Genomic DNA, 17,470 nt, shown 5'->3' with positions numbered 1-17,470 from the left:
GCGCCCTCTTCCGGACGGTCGTTTACGCCCGCACACAGATGCCGGGCCGCTCCACGCGACGCGCGTGGAGCGAACGACAAACCAGAAGGGGTTGCGATGCCGCGCCGAAATCGCGGGAGCACCGCACACAAAAAGCGCGGGAGCACCGCCCAAAAGAAGCACAAGCGGAACATAACCATTCGTGGCGTGCTGTTGTCGGCATTCCTGGGTGCCGGTTTCGCGCTGTCGCCACTGAATCCGCTGGGCATGCCGCACGCCCCCGCCGATGAGCCCCCCGGCAAGAGCCGGGTGGACTGCCAGCCCGCCGCCACCGAAAAGGCGAAGTCCGATATACCGGACGATTATTTCGCTCTTTATAAGGAGATGGCGGCCAAGGAGGGGATCGGCTGGGACCTGCTGGCCGCGATCGGCAAGATCGAAAGCGACCATGGGCGCTCCCCCCTGCGCGGGGTCCGCTCGGGACGCAACTCCGCCGGAGCGGCCGGGCCGATGCAGTTCGGCATCGGGGGCCGAGCGGGGAACACCTGGGGCGGCGCCCCGAGACACCGCGCGGACGGCTCCCCGCACGGCGCCGACGGAAACGGCGACGGCTGGGAGGACGTCTACGATCCCGCGGACGCGATCCTCGCCGCCGCCAGGTACCTCAAGGCCCACGGCCTCCCGGGAGACGTCCGGGAAGCCTTATTCGCCTACAACCACTCCGAGGAGTACGTTGACAAGGTCCTCGACCAAGCCGTCGCATACGGGATCGGCGGCGCCTTCATCAACGAGGCGAAGAAGAAGCCGGACTGTGGCAAGGTCGCGAGCAAGCGAGTGCGGCGCATCATCGACTACGCGCTCGCCCAGCAGGGCAAGCCCTATCTGTGGGGTGCCGAAGGCCCGAAGGCCTTCGACTGCTCCGGGCTCACCCTGCGGGCCTACCAGGCGGCGGGAATCCAGATTCCCCGCGTCTCCTGGGACCAGTACTCCAAGGGCCCCCGAGTCGACCGGGCCGAACCGGGCGACCTCGTCTTCTTCGACCTGGGGCCCGGAAGCCGCCCGGGGCATCCCGGCCACGTCGGCATCGTCGCCGGCTACGGACGGATGATCGTCGCGCCCAGCAGCGGGAGCCACGTGCAGATCCAGTCCTACACCGTGGGGAGCTTCAAGGCGGCGCTCGAGGGGTTCACCCGGCCCAAGTGAGCGATGCCGAAGGCATCCGCTTCGTGAATCGCACGTCCTCGGCCAGTGGAGGTGCTGTGGCGGCCACCGCCACGGGACTTCTCCGGCCGATGACGGGCCACCGAACAGATCGCCCCGCTCTCCGCAGCGGGGCGATCTTTTTTCTTGGTTCCTGGCGTGGCGGGTGTGGCCGTCCGGCGGCGGCACGGGACGGTCCCCTACGCCAGGTCTCCAGGCCCGGCCGTTACGCGCGACGCGCGGCGAACACACAAACCAGAGGGAGTGACACCGTGTCACACAGCATCAATCAGCGCATGACCAAGGTCGGCAGGAGGGTTCGGGACATCCTGATCGCCCTCGCCGCGATCGTCTGCGGCGCCTTGCTGGCGCTCGTCGTCCCCCCGATCCAGTTCGGGGGCGCCCAGGCCGCGCCCTGTCAGCCGGCTGTCGGCCGGCAGGCCACGGCCGACATCCCCCCTGGCTTCCTCTCGGCCTACAAGCAAGCGGGGGAGCGCTACCACGTTCCGTGGCCCCTGCTGGCCGGGATCGGCAAGGTCCAGAGCGACCACGGTCGCAAGCTCGTCGCCGACGACGAGCACGTCGGGCCGATGGGCATCCGGCTTGACACCGTAACGGATGGCGTTCCGGTGCGCCCCGCGACCGGGACGGGCAACGAGGCCGACGGCGACGAGAACGGTCTGATCGACCTCCACACCCCGGCGGACTCCATCGCGACCATCGCGATGCGCTTCAAGGCGCACAATTCGTCCGGGGGAGCCCAGGCGAATGCGCCCAAGCCCGACCCGAAGGCCGGCGAGCTGGCCCGGCAGGCCCTCGAAGCGGCCGAGCGCTATGCGCCCGGCTTCGATCTGAGCGCTGCGATGAAGGCATGCGCCGCATGACCCGCCGGCTTCCATCCGGCTGCTGACGGGTCCTTGGAACGGAACGCCCCGCTCGCCTGAGCGGGGCGTTTCTTTTGCGCTTCCCTTCCCGGCTCGGGCGGCTGGGTTGCCGCCCGTCATCGGCTTCGGACGGTCCTCACCGTCCGGTCTCCATGGCCGGGCCGCTCACGTGACGCACGTGAGCAGCACACAAACAAGAAGGGAAACAGAATGGACGGCACCTTTCTCGAGGTGTTCCCCACGAAGAGGAGGCAGGCGCGGCTGCTGCGGCATCCTCCCGGGATGATCTACTACCCCCGCTCGCCCAAGGTAGAACCGTACGCGTCGGCTCGGCTGCGGCTGCTGCGGCTGCTGCGCGTGATGCGGGGGGTGCAGGTCCTCGACGCCGACAGCATCGTCGTGACCGACGACCCGCTGCCCCGCTACTACGTCGGGGTCCGCAACGGCGCCACCACCGATCAGATCAGCGAGCAGTTCTGGTCGATCGACCCGCAGGTGGACGCCGTCAGCGCCGACTTCTGGAGGCGTCACGAGATTCACGTGATGGTCTCCGTGCGCTCATGGCCGCCGGACAGGATTCCGCCCCGGCTTCTGGAGTCGCTGTGGCGCTTCGCGAGCGTCGCAGCCGCTCTGCACCGCTGGCGAAAGCCGAAGATTCGCCTCACCATCGTCCCCCACCTGCCGTTGCTCGCCGGTGTCAGGCTGACGCAGTCGCCGAACTTGAGGCTGGCGCGGCAGATAACGAAGGAGGCGAACCGCGGCGCCGCACTGCTGCGCCGCGAGTTCAACAAGATCCTCTTCCGGATCGCTGGACAGATCGGAGACCACCCGGTAGCCGATTGCTCCATCCTCGACCCCACGCACGGGCCCGTGACGCACTGGCAGCAACAGCAGGGTTCGCTCGACTGGCTGCCCGATCTGCTCCCGACGGTGGCGCCGGAGCAGTGGGATTCCTTCGTGACGGAGAACATCGCCAACAGCAGTGTCGGGGTGTCCGGGGTTTTCGGACACGGACCGCGGTTTGTCATCGGCGACAGCCGGATCGCCGATCCGCTTGTCGAAAGCGCCCGGCGGGAGGGGCGGTACGACCTCGTAAAGATCGCGCCACTCCCCATGGTGTGGTTCCACGAACCCAGCGGCATCTACAGCGCCGACAAGGTCCGGGACCCCTACGTCGGGCGGTACACCTCCGCCCAGTGGGAAGCGATCTTCCGCGGGTTCTACGCGCCGTGGGTCAGGCCGTGACCCGCGGGTGAACTGATGTCCCGGTGCCGCGGCCTTCGGTCGCGTCACCGGGACATTTTCTCTGCGTGGGCCATGGCACCCGCGCGGTGGTTCGGAACGGTCTCAGGTGTCCGGCCTCCGAGCCGGGCCGCCCGCGCGACGCGCGCGGGCGAACCGTACAAACCAGAAGGGATGACGAAATGCCATCCATGTACGAGGTGGTGGCGCGGCCCGGCAGACCACCGCTGCTCGACACCAGGGACCTCGCGGACCGTCCACCCGCGGGGATACGTTACGACCGAACGGCGCGCACCGACGTCCAGAGGAAACTGGACGAACTGCTCGAACGGTACAACGCCCACGGTGTTTCCACCGTGGGTGACCTGGTGACGGCCGGCAACGCCGGACGGGAGCTCAGGTACGCCGGCGTCACGATCGAACCCGGCGGCAACCGGCAGTTCTGGCACCCGATCACGGGCGGGAATCCGTCGTGGCTGCCGGTCCTGCGGCTGGTCCTGCGGGTCAGGTCCTGGTCGCGAGACCCGCTCTCCCCGCTCACGTGGGCGAGCGTGTGGCAGACGGCCTCGGTCGCCGCCGCGCTGCACCGGGGCCGCCAGGACAGCCCGATCGAGGTCGTGTTCCTCCCGGACTGGCGTCAGCTCGTGATGGTCAAGGCGGCCAAGGCCGCGGCCAGGACGAGGCGTCCCATCGCGGAGGAGATCCAAGCGGCTCTCAAAAAGACCCAGGCGGGGGCGCGGCGGCTGGTGGACAACTTCAACTCCGTCCTGCGCGCGGTCACCCGTCTCGGAGCCAAGGTGAACCGATACCACATCCTGGACCCGACGCTCGATGTCGCCCTCAACAGCGGCTCCGGCGACCCGCGCGCCCTGGCGCGGCTCGGCGCCGGCTTGCAGGCGCAGAAGTTCAACCGCTGGGTGAACTGGTGGGTGAAGGCCAAACTGCCCAAGGCCTGCTGGATTTCTTCAGTGGAACTGCTGCGCCCCCTGCGGCAGAACCCGGGCATTTTCATCGGCGATGCCGATGAGGTCGGGACCGTCCTGAGGACGGTCCCGGACGGGGCCGAGGGGCTGGTGCCGCTGCGCATGGTGCGGTTCAGGATCGAGGGCCCAGCCGGGGAGCAGGGCCAGAACCCGTTCGCCCGACCGTACGTTGACGACGGCGGCCGGCTGATAAGGCTCGGCGACCTGTACCGCAGCGCGTACGCGCCGCGCGCGGCCCCGGGCGGGGCCGGGTAGGGCGCACCACTTCGATCCCGGCGGGGCGGCTCAGGCCGCACCCGCCGGGATTTCTTCTTGTCATCGCCGTCCCGATCGGCACGGTCATCGGTGTCGGCTCTCGGAGCCGACCGCGCGGGCGCAGCGCCCACGCGACTCAAACAAGAGGAAGGTGGCTCATGTCACGACTCAGGTTCGGCCGGGCACCGGCCCTAGGCGGGTGGCTCGCCGGCGTGACGCTGGCGACCGGGGCGCTGTTCGCCCTGGCGTTCGGAATCTTCGGCGTCGTGGATCTACGACTGCCGGAAGCCTTCGTGGTGCCGCTCATCAGCGGCATCGTCATCCTCGGCTGGAAGTTCTGCAAGGGATTGGTGTCCCGCAGGACGGCATTCGACTTCGCATACACCAGCGAACGTCGAAGGCTGCGGGTGGCGCTGCTGGTGGTGCGGCTCGCCTTCACCACCGGCATCGGCGTCCTCGCGCTGGTGTACGCGCTGACGCCGGAGAGCGAGCCCGTGACCGTGGGCGCGCTGGTCGCCTTCGGCCCCCTCACCATGGCGTTCTGCCGGATCTGGGCGCAGCGCCGCACGATCCGAGGGAAGATCAGTTTCCTTCCCTGGACGCTGGGGACCGGGGCCCTGGTGGTCGTCAGTCCGTGGACCGGATTCGACTTCCCGGCCTGGGCTGCGGCACTGGTGGCCGGGGCCTGCGTGTGGCACCTGCTGGTCTGCTTCCCGCGGATCCAGGAGGCCGGAGGATCCCTCCTCACGGCAACGGGGATCGCCTACGTGCTGGCGTCCGGGCTGCTGCTCGGAATGTCGCTGGGCGCCTGCAACAGCGGGCTGCCCGTGCTCGGTGACCTGTTCTCCGAGCAGTGCGGCGGCGGGTTCGGTCTGACGCTCGCGCGTCTTTGGACGCCCGCGTTGGCCGGACTGGTGCTGGCCGTCTCGACCATTCTGCTGTCCGCGGCGGCTCCGCGGATGGGGACCCGGAATCTCGGCCTGTTCTTCGCCATGCTCGGCCCGGCTGCGGTCTGGGCCGGGACGGTCGTCGACGGGCCGGGTATCGCCGGTTCGAGCCAGTTGGTCTGGCAGATCGCGATCGGCTGCGTTCTCGTGGCCTGCGCTGCGGACCGTCTCCTCACCCCGCCCGACCCTTCCAGCGCACTCAGCGAGGCACTGGACGATCTCGGGTTGGGAAGCAAGGACTCCGATGAGCCCGACGAAGACGATGGGGACGGTGGTCGCGCATAGCGGCCGTCCAAAGGCCGCCGTGACGGCGGCGGCTGCACGGTCAGCGGCGGCGCTCCGCCGCTGACCTCGACACCGCGTCCCGGTGGGACGGCCCTTGTGCCGTACCCGCCGGGACGTTTTTCGTGTCCGGCGCCTCCCGCCCGGCGAGCGGGACCGTTGCTCACTCCTCCCGATCCGCCGTTGTCGCTGCCGCGCTGCTCGGCACGGTCATGGTGTCGGCTCTCGGAGCCGACCACCCGGGCGCAGCGCCCGGGTGACGACAAACCAAAGGAGGGTGACGTATGTCACCGAACTCCGGATTCTTTCGCCGGATGACCGGCAGAATCCACAGGCTGATCGGGGGAGGTTTCATCCTCTCCGCCCTGCTCTCGCAGTCGGCCGGATACGCGGCGATCGCGGAACTGCCTGCCCTGCAGGCGGCCGCGTGGTACGCCACGGGAGGCGCCGTCGCGCTGACCCTGTGGAACATGCGTGCCGGACGACTCCCCAAGCGGGGGATGGGCCTGGGCATGTGGTGGCTGATCGTGAGAATGGCGGTCAGCGACACCGTGATCTCGGTGAGCTTCCTCTACTCCGTCCAAGAGCTGGGCATCGGACCCGCCGCGGCGGCCGTCTCCTTCGGTCTGCTGATGGTCGACGGGGCGAAGTTCTGGAGGCATCGGACCACGTCCTGGGGACGCTACAAGATCAGCATCCGGGTGGTCGCGCTCGCCGCGATCCTCCTGGCCAACGAGCCGTGGAACGGGGAAGCCACCGTTCCCGGAGCCGTCGCAGCGGTCATCAGCTGCTTCTGCTTCTGGAACTTCACGGTCGTCATCAACAAGATGACCCGCAAGGGTCTGGGCGACCAGGGAACAACCGCGGCCATGTGGCTGAGCACCCCTGCTATCTGGGGCCTGTTGCTGCTGCTCTGGGCCATCGAAGACGCGCTGAGCGCCCTTCCCTGGCTCGGCCGCTTCGTGTCCGGCATCGCCGGCGACACCTGGCTGCCGCCGGAGCAGATCGGTCTCGCGCTGGTGGCGGGCCTGTTCATCCTGTTCATCCCCATGCTCCTCCAGGTCCGGGGCTCGGCGCGGTTGTCGGCCGGGGATCTGGGCCTGTGGCTGCTGTCCGACTCGGCGATGGCGGCGGTGGTCGGCCTGATCGGGTCCGGTCTGGGGCTGATCGCGGCGTCCCACCATCCCTCACTTCTCGTGTGGGCGGGGATCGCCATCCTCATGATCGCATCGGTGTTCAACACACTGATGCCCGACGATCCGCCCCGGCAGGGGCAGATCACCTGACGGCGGCGGAGTCCGCGGCCGAATGACAACGGCGGGGAGGAGTGATCCTCCCCGCCGTTCCCTTTTGCGGAAACGGTGCCTCTTCGGCCATTGCCGATTCCCATCGGGTCGGCACGGTCCCTAATGCGCGGCACATGCCACGCCGCTCCGGCTCGGCCGGGGCGAACAACAAACAAGAGGAGTGTCTTATGGCGCAACGCCTTAAGACCGTCCGACCCCTGGGCGGGGGTCTGACGACAATCATGCCTCTCCCCGAACCGAGGCAGGGGCAAGTGGTCGAACTGGCCACCGACTGGTTCCACCTCCGTGGAATCGAGCGGGTCCGGCGCAGTAACTACGAAAATGCGGACTGGTTCGCCAAGGCGGCGGCCAAGATGCATGGGAGGCTTCAGCGCCTGGTGGACTACCTCCAGGTTCCTGGCGCCGAGGTGCTCGACGAGGCTCTGGTGCGAGTCGACGGCAAGTCCCTGCGGGTCTTCGTGGGGTGCGAGGTCGCGGGAGCCGTCCACTTCTGGACGGTGCTCGGGAACCTCCCCACGCAGCCGCTCACGGCGTTCGACGAGCTGAACACCGTCACGGGCGGATGCCTCTGGAGCTCTCAGGGGGTCCAGCTCACCACCGCGAGCGGCGGTCGCTTCGACCTTGTCGGCCAGGCATCCAGTGCCAAGCTGGAGGAAGAGGCCACGCAGCTCCGGTGCGCCACCGGGCTCACGGGCTACGAGGTCGAGATCTCCGAGCGCCTCGACCACGGTCTCGCCGCCCTCGTGCGGGGAGTTCGCGGTCCGCGGCTCACGGTGACCCTGGACATCCCCAGGGAGCACTACCTCCTCTACATCCTGGACGCCGCGCAAAAGGGGCTCATCCCGCTCCACCTTCGCGAGTACTGGGGTGAGAACGTGCTCCGCCACAGCTCGATGGTGGTCGAGCACAACCGAGGACGGCTCAAGGAGTTCCTGTCCTACCGGGGTAGGAACTTGCCCGTCATTACCCAGAGCAACGAGCTGCAGCGGGTGGCCCCCCGGATCCTGGAGCAGCTGCTCCAAAACCGGGTCCCGCACCTGGGAAAGATCGTGGACTTCAGCACGAAGGACCCGGTCTGGCGCCTCCTGTTCGACTCGGTGGGCCTTCCCCAGACGGTCCAGCAGGCCAACGGGCTCGCGTACTCGGCTGCTCTCCTCAGGCGGGCGTTGTCCGACAGGACGACCACGCGCTTCGTCCTGGAGCTCGACACCGGCTCCGAGGCGAAGATCTACGACAACGTGGCGAGGGTGGCGAAGAAGAACCCGCGTCTGCCCATCAACGCCATCGCGGTCTTGTCGGCCGAGACGTTCATCGCCCTCTCCGAGGGCTCCGAGGGGGAGCGGCCCGGGACGTACCACAACGACCCGGGTCATCACCTCCTCACCCATACGGGGTTCAGGATCGGGACGAGTCAGCTGCTCCGGCGGCTGTACCCGTCCCCGAGGTGAGGTCGCCACGGTGACCTCGTAGCGAAACGATGCCCTGGTGGACCGGCGATCGCCGTTCCACCAGGGCATTCTCTGATCGAGCGGAGCGTCGGAAAAAGATCCTTTTTCGGCTCTCAGTGATAGATTTCTGGGTGGATGCCCTGTCTGTCGCGCGCGAGAGGGTCCCCATGAGCCCTATCGGTCCAGGCATGCCACGGCTTCCAAGGGCGATCGTCCTTCCCGCGATCCTGGTCTCGGCGGTGCCGCTGGGATACGGGCTGGCCGCCCTGCCCTTCCCGGTGTCGGCGGGTGCATTGGCGGGGCTGCTGCTGTGCGACGCGCTGGTGCAGCGGAACCGGCGGCGGACCGCGGTCGACGCGGCACTCACCGCGTTCCCGCTGGCGGGCGCGGGCCTGCTGGTCGCCGCCGCCGCGCTGGCCAACGGCAGCGCCGACGCGGCCCAGGTCGCGGTGCTGGCGGTCGCGGCCGTCGTGGTGTACGGGCTGGTGAGCCGGGCGATCACGATCGACTCGCTGGCGGCGGTGGGCTGCGGCGTCGCCTACGCGCTGCTGACGCTGCGCGGCGTGCACACCGGGCAGCTGCTGTGGCTGCTTCTCGCGCTGATCCCGGTCGGCATGCTGTACCTGCGCACCTGGCTGTCGAGGCCGCGGCTCGGCTCGGTCATCGACCAGTGCGGCGCCGCGATCGTGGCCGTCGACCCGGACGGCCGGATCGTCGTCTGGAACGCGGCGATGGCCGAACTGGTCGGGGTGCCCCGGGAGCATGCCATCGGCGGTCTCGCCACGGACTTCTTCCAACTGGTCGCCGAGGACGGCGCCCCCACCCCCCTCACCATGGGGCTGCGCGCCCGGGCCAGGCTGGCCACGTGCACGGGACGGCTGCTGCGGGTCGAGGTCACGTCCTCCAGCCCCGCGCAGGCGACGGCGTCCGGTGTGCTCACCGCGGTGTTCGTCGACCGGTCCGCGCAGGGCGAGGCCGATCGGACGCGGAACCTGCTGCTGAACTCCGTCCGCCATGAGCTCTTCGGCTCGCTCACCACGATCCGCGGGCACGCCCAGTTGCTGGAGGCCGGGGTGACCGGAACGGGCTCGCCGCAGGCGATCCTGGACGCCACCGAGATCATGGCCCGGGTCACCGAGGACCTGATCCGCACCGCCGGTACCGGGGCGGCCGCGGCGGTCCCCGCCGCACGGACGGAGGTCGTCGACCTGCCGCCGCTGCTGCGCCGGACCCTGCGCGGCGTTCCGGCGGTGGCGGCCCGGACCACGGTCGCGACACCGCCGGAGCTGGCCGTGCTCGGTGACCCCGTCCGGCTCCGGCAGTGCCTGCTGGCCGTGTTCACCAACGCCGACAAGTACGCGCCGGATGGAGAGATCGCCATCACCGTGCGCGCCCAGGGTGGGCACGCGGTGATAAGCATCGCGGACAGCGGGCCCGGTCTCTCGCCGGGCGAGCGCCGCCGGGCCACGGAGCCGTATTACCGGTCGCCCGCGACCCGCTCCCGCCCCGGTTCGGGGATGGGGCTGCACATCGCCGACGTGACGATGCGGGCCATGCGGGGCGGGATGCGGCTCGCCGCCGCGCCGTCGGGCGGGCTCGAAGTCGTCCTGTGGCTGCCGCTGCCCGCCGAACCTCGTTGACGGCGCCGGGCCTCGCCGGGTGGGCCGCCGGTCAGGGCGTGCGCAGGGCGGACAGCGCGGCGCGCAGGTCGGCGAGGTCGAACGGCTTGGCCAGGACCCGGGTGGCACCTCCGCCGTAGGCGTCCACCGGCGCCCGGTCCGCGCTGATCATGAGAACCGGTAGCCGCGCCGTCCGCGGATCGGCGCGCACCTGGGCCAGCAGGTCGGCGCCGTCCATGTCCGGCAGCATGCGATCAAGGATCAGCAGGTCGGGCGGCGGAGGGAGGGCGAGGCGGGACCGTCCCGCGGCGCCGTCCGCGGCCACGCTCACCCCGTGCCCGTCCCTCACGAGGATCGTGCGCAGCAGCCCGGCCACTCCCGCGTCGTCGTCCACGATCAGCACCCGCATGGCGACAGAAGGTACCAGGACCGCCGCGAGGCGAACGCGGATATCATCTGGTTGTGGCACGGGTCCTGGTAGTTGACGATGATCCGAGATTCGTCAGGGCGATCGTGCGGCTGCTACGCGGACGCAAGTACGACGTGGAGTCCGTGTACGACGGCGAGTCGGCCCTCCAGGCGCTGCGCCGGGGCAACTTCGATATCGCTCTGCTGGACGTCAACCTCCCCGACATCGACGGCCTGTCCCTGCTCCATCAATTGCGCGACGAGGGCAACCAGACGCCGATCATTCTGCTGACCGTGCACGGCCGGGCGCACGAGCAGGCGCTGGGTCTGCGGCTGGGGGGCGACGACTACATCCCGAAGCCGTTCGACGCGGAGGTGCTGGTGGCCCGCGTGCAGGCGGTGCTGCGGCGCACCGCGGGCGGTGGCCCGTCCTCCGGCCCGGCCGAGCGGCCCCCGGCCACCCGCGGGGACGTGCTGGAGCTGCCTGCGGTGCGGATCGACTTCACCGCCCGGCAGGTCTTCAAGGACGGCGTGGCGGTCAGGCTCGCCCCCATGGAGTACGCGGTGCTGGAGTACCTGGCCGTCAACCGCGGCCGGGCGGTCGCCAAGGAGGAGATCATGCTGCACGTGTGGGGGATCGAGCGGCGGGCCTCCCGGACGCTCGCCGAGCACATCTCCCGGCTGCGCCGCAAACTGGGCGACGACGTGATCGTCACGCAGACGGGGTTCGGGTATCTGATCCCGGCGGCTCCGACCTCGCTGGACTCCGTAACCACAACTCCGTGACCAGGGCGTTCTCGCCCTCCAGCCGGCACCACATCTGCTCGCCGCGGGCCTGCATCGCGGCGCGCCAGCGGACCACCCCGAGGTCGGGGCCGACCTGGTCGCCGTCGCGGGACGGCCAGGGCAGCCCGATCCGGCCGCGGATCTCCTCCAGGGCGGCCCGGCCGAGGTTCCCGGAGACCGAACGCACCGTGTGGACCGCGAAACCGTCCCGCCACCGGACCGAGATCCGCTGGCGCAGCGGCGTGCCCATCAGCGCCTCGTGGGTTCGGGCGGCGTCCCGCACGATCCGCTCGGCGGGGTTCTCGCCGTGCCCGCCCTCACCGAGGTCGGTGCACACGTCGAACAGCCCGCCGATCGCCGAGCCGAGCAGCTCGGCATCGTCGGCGTAGTCGGCGCCGTCCCCCTCGCCGGAGCGCTCCGACAGCAGCCCGGCCGCCACGGCCGCGATGGTCAGCTCACCCGCCACCCGATGGGCGAGCCCCCGAGTGAACCGCTCGTGCCAGCCCTCCGGCCCCCCGCCGCCGGAATCGGTGAGGAGCACCGCGACGGCCCGGTCCAGCGGAATCGCGGTGAACCGGCCATGTGTGAACATCCATTGCCACGTCAGCGCCTGCCCGGCCGCCACGAGCGCCTCCCTGCTGAGGCGCTGCGTGCCGCCCAGCACGTCGTCGACGTCGCGTGGCTGGGTTCCGCCTCGGGCGCGCACGATCAGCGGCGGCATCGTCAACGTGCGCTTCGGCAACGGGCCACCAACCCCTCAGACGGCCCGTGCGGCGGACCGGTCGGCCACGGCCTGACGCAGCGCCGCCCGCAGGTCGGTGCCGTCCTTGACCGCCCGGACGTACAGGCCGGTGAGCTGCCCGGCGAGCTGGGCGTTCAGGCCGCCCTCGCCGATGCCGCCGGACAGCTGGTGCTCCTCGATCGAGACGACCGCGGTGTCGCGCTCGACGAGGACGTCGATCGCGTGCACCGGGTTCATCGCGTTGGCCAGGAAGGTGGCACGGTCGCTCGAATACTCGATGATCTCAAGCCGCTCCTTGCCGAAGGCCCGGTTCAGCAGGCGTTCGGCGCCCTTGAGCCGGCTCGCGCCGCGCCCGATGCAGGCGCCACGCGCGTCGACCCGGCCGTTCGTGGGCGCCACAGCGATCTTTGTCTTGCTCCCGGCGACCCGGGCGATGCTCTTGATCACGACTTCGCCGGTGCGCAGCTCGTCGACGAACCCGGACAGGAGGCGCTCCACCAGTTCGGGGGCGGTGACGGACAGCAGCAGCCGCTGGTCTCCGTCCGGCGTCACCGCGGGCGCCCCCACGACCAGTGCGATGAGCGTGTCTCCCGCGACCAGTTCCGGCGGCGCGGCGCCGTCCGGGACGTCGTAGGCGTCGGCCCGAGGCAAGTGCGCGCCCATGGCGTGGCCGGTGGCGGGGTCGTACACGGCGCAGCGGAACCCGTCGGGCCCGCTGGACTTGATGTGGGCGGTCACCGTCGTCCCGACCATCGGGGACTCAAGCCCGAGATCGCCCAAGATCGTTCGCACCGGTGATCCTTCCATCCGCGCGGGCGCACTGCGGCCCCGGTTTTGCCCGCATCCTATATACGTACGGTGCCGCTTACCTATAGAGTCCGCTCCGCCGTGGGAATGGCAACGTCGTATCCGGGCCGCCCGGCGTCCGGGCATGTCACCGGCCGCGCATGACGCCGTCACCAGCATCGCAACACCGGTACACCGATCGTTCAACACCGTGTCAACGCCTCGGCGGCGCGACGGCTCCCGCCGGCACCGGGCCACCACCGGCGCATATCCCTACCGACCTGGGAGGGAGTCGCCCGGGAGCATGCCGGCGCGGTGTCCGGACGCGGGCCGCGGCGGTCGCCGCGGCCCGTCAACATCTCCGGCTCGACAGGACGGGTACCCCGCGGACAGGCCATGCTGTCCGGGTGGGCATCGAATCGGAGGGGCACGATGGACCGTATCTTCCGGCCGGCCGACCGGCAGCCTGACGTCACGGGGTTCCACGACCGCAACGCCCGGTTGTTCGCCCGGCGCCGGGAACTCCTGGAGCGGATCGATCGGCTTCGCGAGCGCGTCGCCACCGGCGAGTTCGGCGCGCTGCCGGAACTGGTGCTGCGCCGGGCCGAGCGCGAGCTCGACGAGGTGACCGCGAAGCTCGTGCAGGAGAACTACGGCCTGGTGCGGCGCTACGTCGCACTGTTCACCTCCAAGTCCTATGAACACTGTGAGGACTTCGAGAGCGCCGGCAAGGTCGGGTTGCTGTGGGCCATCTCGACCTACGACCCCGCCCGCGGCTCGTTCGCGAGCTGGGCGTTCAAGCCGATCCAGCGGGAGATCCTGCGCGCGGTGCGCGACGCCGACCACCCGAACCTCAACCCGGGCGACTTCGAGAAGCGCCCGATCATTCTCGCGGCCGAGCGCGCCCTGCTGGAGGAGGCCGGCGCGGACGCCGTCCTGGACTTCGCCGCGATCGCCGAGCGCGCCGGGGTGTCGGTCGCCCAGGTCCGGCGGGTGCTGGCGCCGCCGCGGCTCGACAGCCTGCACGCGGGCGGCGCCGCGCCGGACGAAGAGGACGACTCCCGGGAGGAGCGGATGGCCGATGCCGTCCCGTCCATCGAGGAACAGGTCCTCTTGCGGTTCCAGCTCGGGATCATCCGATACGAGGGGTTGCCGGCCCTCGATTCCCGCGAACGGTATGTCCTGACGCGACGGTTCGGCTTGGACGGCGAACCGGAGCAGCCGTTCCGTGTCATCGGGGAGCAGCTCGGGCTGTCCCGGGAGGGCGTACGGCAGATTCACCGCAGAGCTCTGGCCAAGCTGCACCAGCGCCTCGAAGACGCGGTGTGACACGCAGCGGGACGAGCCGAGGACGAGCCCGATGGACGACGCGCACAGGCCGGCATCCGGCACCGGGTCCGCGGCGGGTTACGGGGAGCCGAACTCGTGGATCATCGTCGACGACCTCGACGAGGGTGACGCGAGCCCGCCCGACCCCCGTCCGCGACGCCCGGCACCCGAACGGCACAACGAGGGCTGGGACTTGGCCGGGACGACGTGGAACGGCATGCGGGTCACCCCGCCCGCAGCCCCGTCCTCCAGCTTGGCCGCCCACGGCGGCCCTCCCGCCCCCGCACCGTCCGCGCCCCCTCAGCCGGTGGCGTCCCCCGCGCCGTCCGTGCCCCCTGCGCCCCCCTCGCCCCCCGCGTCGCCTCAGCCCGCGGTGTCGGCGCCCGGGCTCCCCACTCGAACCTCCCGCCCCGACCTGGGCCCGATAGCCGTCACCGCGGTCGTGACCTTCCTGGCCGTGCTGCTGGTGATCTTCTCGGTGCGTTGAGCCGGCGGTGAGCGGGGAGTTTCGCGGCCCAGGCCAGTAGTTGGGCGGAGCCGTCCCGCAGCACACCGCGGACGCCGCGTGCCAGTGCCAGCGCCAGGCCGGCCACCAAGAAGTTCAGCACCATGGCCAGGCCCGCCACCTGACCCCAGGCGGCCGACTCGCGCACCCCGCATCGGCCGGTGACGACGATGTCGCCGGGGCAGTGCGGCGGGATCAACACCGCCAGCGCCCCGATGACGGCGGCGAGCCCGCACAGCGCCGCCGCGGCGGTGATCCGGCCGATCGACCGCTTCCAGTGGCGATGCAGCCGCACGACCACCCGGATGATCGCGGCGGCGCAGACTCCGGCGGCGGCGCCGCCGATCAGGTCGGCGGTCCCGAAGCGCACCCGTGCCCCGTACTGGAGGATCATGAGGGCCGCGGAGCCCGCCGCCAGGCCGAGGCCCAGCGCGGCGACGATCGCGACCTCGGCCGATGCCGTCCGCAGCCTGCCGCGGGGCTCGGGCGGGCCGCTCACAGCGGTGACCGTTCGTAGAACCGCAGCTCCTGATCACGCAGCGGCACGGTCGCGAACGCGACCCTGCTCCGCGGCTTGTTGACCCGCAGATAGCCCTCGCCGATGGTCAGGTCCCGCAGCTCCTTCGGGGTCACCAGGAAGTTCTCGTCGTCCTGGGCCCGGATCTCGCTGGCACCGGGGGACCCGTCGACCCGTTCGGTGAGCTTGTTGGTGTCGCGCATTCCGAGGAACTCGGCGCACTTCTCCGCCGACTCCGGGGATGACTGCGCCATGGCGAACAGCCAGTTGATGTTCTGCGTCAGGCGGGACCAGTCGTCGCCGTCCTTGTCGATCCAGTCGGTGGGCCCCTGGGTGCACAGGACCATGCTGAACTGTGCGGACCGGACCCGCGCCAGCATGTTCATGGCGATGTCCCGGTTGATGAAGTTGGCCTCGTCGATGACGATCAGCCGGGGCCGCTCCTTGGGCAGGCGGCCCTGGATGCGCTGCGCGGCGTAGACCGACAGGCGCTGCAGCGCCGAGGAGGACAGGATGCGGGCCATGTCGGGCTGACCCAGCGAGTTGAGCCCGATGTAGGTCAGCCCGTGTCCGCGGACGTCGAGCATCCGCCGTCCGTCCCCGGGGATCAGCAGGGCGCGGCCCGCGCCGGAGTCGTAGAGCCCGGTCAGCTTGGTGCCGAAGCCGGCCGCCGACTTGGCCTCGTCGGCGCTCGGCTCCAGCACATTGGTGTACCGGCCCTGGCAGTGGCCGGCGCGCCGGACCGTGTCGATCGCCTGGACCCGGTCCCGGACGGCGTTCCGCATCCTGGGGCCGGCCTCCATGATCTTGCCCAGCTCCAGCAAGGTGGGCGGGGGGAACCGGTCCGGGGCGACCTCGGCGGCTTCGTAGCACAGTTGCACGACCTGCTGGAGGATCTTGCGGTTCAACGCCTTCCAGTAGGCGTCGTCGAACTCCACCAGCGAGATGATCGTGTCGAACGCCTCGTCGGCCGACATGTCGGCGAGGGCGTTGAACCAGTAGGACGACTGACGGTCCCCCAGCGCGATCTCCTGGAGCGGCACCTGGTGCATCAGGGAGTAGCCGCGCAGGAAATCCCGCAGCCCCCCGGGCTCGGTGTCCTCCTTCATGTCGATGACGGTGACGTCGTATCCGAGGTCGGCCGCCGCGCCGATGAGCCAGATCAGGGTGACGGTCTTGCCGCTCCCGGTGGAGCCGACCACGCAGCCGTGCATGCCCAGCTCGCCGGTGCTCAGCCACACGGGCCGCTTCCTGCCGCCGAGCCCGAGCGGGATGGACTTGTCCGCCAGGGCGGTGGCGCGCGCCTTCTGCGTCGCGTGCGGGCCGCGCACGGCGGGGATGTCCGCCAGGGTGATCCGGCGGGACACCTGCCGCCGGAGCCTTTCGCGCCGGCCCCTGCGAGGGGTGATCGGGTCCTCGGTCATCTCCAGGCGGCGTAGCCACGTGCCGTCCAGCACGTCCTGAACCGCCTTCTTGCACCGCATCACCGCCCCGAACGTGGGGGCTTGGGCGGAGCGGGGGACCAGGCCGGCGCATCCCGCCAGCGCGACCGCCACGCAGAGCACCGCGGTGGCCGGCACCCGGGCGGGGTGCCCGACGCCGACGCCGGCGAAGCTCATCAGCCAGTGGCCGTAAGCCAGCGTGTTCTCGTGCAGCCGCCAGCAGAACCCGACCAGCCCGGCCACCAGCAGGATGACCCAGTCCCGGCGGCGGAGGACGCGGCGCAGCAGCAGGAAGAGCACGATCGCGCAGGCGGCCAGCAGCGTCAGCAGTAGCGCCAGCGCCAGCGCCAGCGTGATCAAGGCCGCGCCGACATAGCCGACGCCCGGTTCCTCGCGTCCGCGGATCGGCTCGCCGAAGTCCACCATCTGCGGTCCTCAGTCGGTGCCGTCTCCGCCGGTGCCGTCTTCGTCGTTGTCGTCTCCGCCGAGGCCGGTGGCCGAGGTGACGCTCTCGAAGACCGCGCCGGCCACGGCGCCCATGAATTTCGAGCCCTCCACGGTGAAGTCCAGGTTGAACAGCAAACCGCAGACGGTCAGGCCGAACAACAGCTTCTTGAATCCCTCCCCGGCCCTCCCGGCGGAAACGTGCCTGACCAGCGTAAGAATGCAGATGAGGCCGACGATGACGGCGACCGCGCCGCACCCGGCCGCGATGCCCTTGCCAAGCGTGGATTCAAGGAAATTGGTGGCACCGTCTTCGGCGCCCTCAGGAGGTACCGCTACCAACAGCATGGTGATTCTCATCTCGG

The 17,470-nt window shown here is 70.3% G+C and carries 17 protein-coding genes; 11 read left to right on the top strand and 6 right to left on the bottom strand.

All coding sequences use genetic code 11. From position 1 onward, the window contains the following. Positions 1-186 precede the first annotated feature (186 nt). From QSK21_RS29045 to QSK21_RS29010, 8 genes are all read left to right on the top strand, one after another. Positions 187-1,182 (top strand): C40 family peptidase, encoded by a 996-nt coding sequence (locus QSK21_RS29045; RefSeq protein WP_285700543.1) that lies wholly within the window; start codon positions 187-189, stop codon positions 1,180-1,182. A gap of 269 nt (positions 1,183-1,451) precedes the next feature. Then, on the top strand, positions 1,452-2,063 hold the full coding sequence (locus tag QSK21_RS29040) for a lysozyme family protein (RefSeq protein ID WP_285700542.1): 612 nt from the start codon (positions 1,452-1,454) through the stop codon (positions 2,061-2,063). 210 nt (positions 2,064-2,273) lie between these two features. After that, the gene (locus QSK21_RS29035; RefSeq protein ID WP_285700539.1) at positions 2,274-3,308 is read left to right on the top strand and encodes a hypothetical protein; all 1,035 of its coding nucleotides are present in this window, start codon (positions 2,274-2,276) and stop codon (positions 3,306-3,308) included. 179 nt (positions 3,309-3,487) lie between these two features. Continuing rightward, positions 3,488-4,543, top strand: coding sequence for a hypothetical protein (locus QSK21_RS29030; RefSeq protein WP_285700538.1), 1,056 nt, complete (start codon positions 3,488-3,490; stop codon positions 4,541-4,543). 158 nt (positions 4,544-4,701) lie between these two features. Then, on the top strand, positions 4,702-5,775 hold the full coding sequence (locus QSK21_RS29025) for a hypothetical protein (protein ID WP_285700536.1): 1,074 nt from the start codon (positions 4,702-4,704) through the stop codon (positions 5,773-5,775). Between the two features lie 311 nt (positions 5,776-6,086). Beyond that, on the top strand, positions 6,087-7,058 hold the full coding sequence (locus tag QSK21_RS29020) for a DMT family transporter (protein WP_285700534.1): 972 nt from the start codon (positions 6,087-6,089) through the stop codon (positions 7,056-7,058). A 272-nt stretch (positions 7,059-7,330) separates the two neighbouring features. After that, complete coding sequence (locus tag QSK21_RS29015) at positions 7,331-8,527, top strand: hypothetical protein (protein ID WP_285700533.1); 1,197 nt, start codon at positions 7,331-7,333, stop codon at positions 8,525-8,527. 188 nt (positions 8,528-8,715) lie between these two features. Further along, entirely contained in the window at positions 8,716-10,167 is a 1,452-nt protein-coding gene (locus tag QSK21_RS29010; protein ID WP_285700531.1) for a sensor histidine kinase, read from the top strand. 31 nt (positions 10,168-10,198) lie between these two features. On the opposite strand, the gene QSK21_RS29005 is transcribed toward QSK21_RS29010, so the two are convergent. Next, complete coding sequence (locus QSK21_RS29005; protein ID WP_285700529.1) at positions 10,199-10,555, bottom strand: response regulator transcription factor; 357 nt, start codon at positions 10,553-10,555, stop codon at positions 10,199-10,201. A gap of 53 nt (positions 10,556-10,608) precedes the next feature. Here QSK21_RS29005 and QSK21_RS29000 point away from each other — a divergent pair, with 53 nt between their 5' ends. Further along, positions 10,609-11,340, top strand: coding sequence for a response regulator transcription factor (locus QSK21_RS29000; RefSeq protein ID WP_285700527.1), 732 nt, complete (start codon positions 10,609-10,611; stop codon positions 11,338-11,340). Here the strand turns inward: QSK21_RS29000 and QSK21_RS28995 are convergent. After that, positions 11,267-12,082 carry a hypothetical protein gene (locus QSK21_RS28995; protein WP_285700526.1) on the bottom strand — a complete coding sequence of 272 codons (816 nt, stop codon included), beginning with the start codon at positions 12,080-12,082 and terminating at the stop codon, positions 11,267-11,269. The two genes, QSK21_RS29000 and QSK21_RS28995, sit on opposite strands and share 74 nt — an antisense overlap. A gap of 15 nt (positions 12,083-12,097) precedes the next feature. Continuing rightward, complete coding sequence (locus QSK21_RS28990) at positions 12,098-12,874, bottom strand: hypothetical protein (protein ID WP_285700525.1); 777 nt, start codon at positions 12,872-12,874, stop codon at positions 12,098-12,100. A gap of 426 nt (positions 12,875-13,300) precedes the next feature. On the opposite strand from QSK21_RS28990, the gene QSK21_RS28985 reads away from it, so the two are divergent. Continuing rightward, the gene (locus QSK21_RS28985; protein ID WP_285700524.1) at positions 13,301-14,197 is read left to right on the top strand and encodes a sigma-70 family RNA polymerase sigma factor; all 897 of its coding nucleotides are present in this window, start codon (positions 13,301-13,303) and stop codon (positions 14,195-14,197) included. A gap of 31 nt (positions 14,198-14,228) precedes the next feature. Next, the gene (locus QSK21_RS28980) at positions 14,229-14,684 is read left to right on the top strand and encodes a hypothetical protein (protein WP_285700523.1); all 456 of its coding nucleotides are present in this window, start codon (positions 14,229-14,231) and stop codon (positions 14,682-14,684) included. Here the strand turns inward: QSK21_RS28980 and QSK21_RS28975 are convergent. Genes QSK21_RS28975 through QSK21_RS28965 form a run of 3 tightly spaced genes read right to left on the bottom strand, consistent with a single transcriptional unit; the run spans position 14,629 to position 17,465 of the window. Then, the gene (locus QSK21_RS28975) at positions 14,629-15,201 is read right to left on the bottom strand and encodes a hypothetical protein (RefSeq protein WP_285700522.1); all 573 of its coding nucleotides are present in this window, start codon (positions 15,199-15,201) and stop codon (positions 14,629-14,631) included. The two genes, QSK21_RS28980 and QSK21_RS28975, sit on opposite strands and share 56 nt — an antisense overlap. Beyond that, entirely contained in the window at positions 15,198-17,087 is a 1,890-nt protein-coding gene (locus tag QSK21_RS28970; protein WP_285700521.1) for a type IV secretory system conjugative DNA transfer family protein, read from the bottom strand. The genes QSK21_RS28975 and QSK21_RS28970 overlap by 4 nt, the downstream gene beginning before the upstream one ends. A 9-nt stretch (positions 17,088-17,096) precedes the next feature. Next, positions 17,097-17,465 carry a hypothetical protein gene (locus QSK21_RS28965; RefSeq protein WP_285700520.1) on the bottom strand — a complete coding sequence of 123 codons (369 nt, stop codon included), beginning with the start codon at positions 17,463-17,465 and terminating at the stop codon, positions 17,097-17,099. Positions 17,466-17,470 lie beyond the last annotated feature (5 nt).

It is taken from the genome of Actinomadura sp. NBRC 104412, assembly GCF_030269515.1.
Taxonomy (GTDB): Bacteria; Actinomycetota; Actinomycetes; order Streptosporangiales; family Streptosporangiaceae; genus Spirillospora.
The sequence above is the reverse complement of the archived record's forward strand: the minus strand, read 5'-3'. Positions and strand labels throughout refer to the sequence as shown.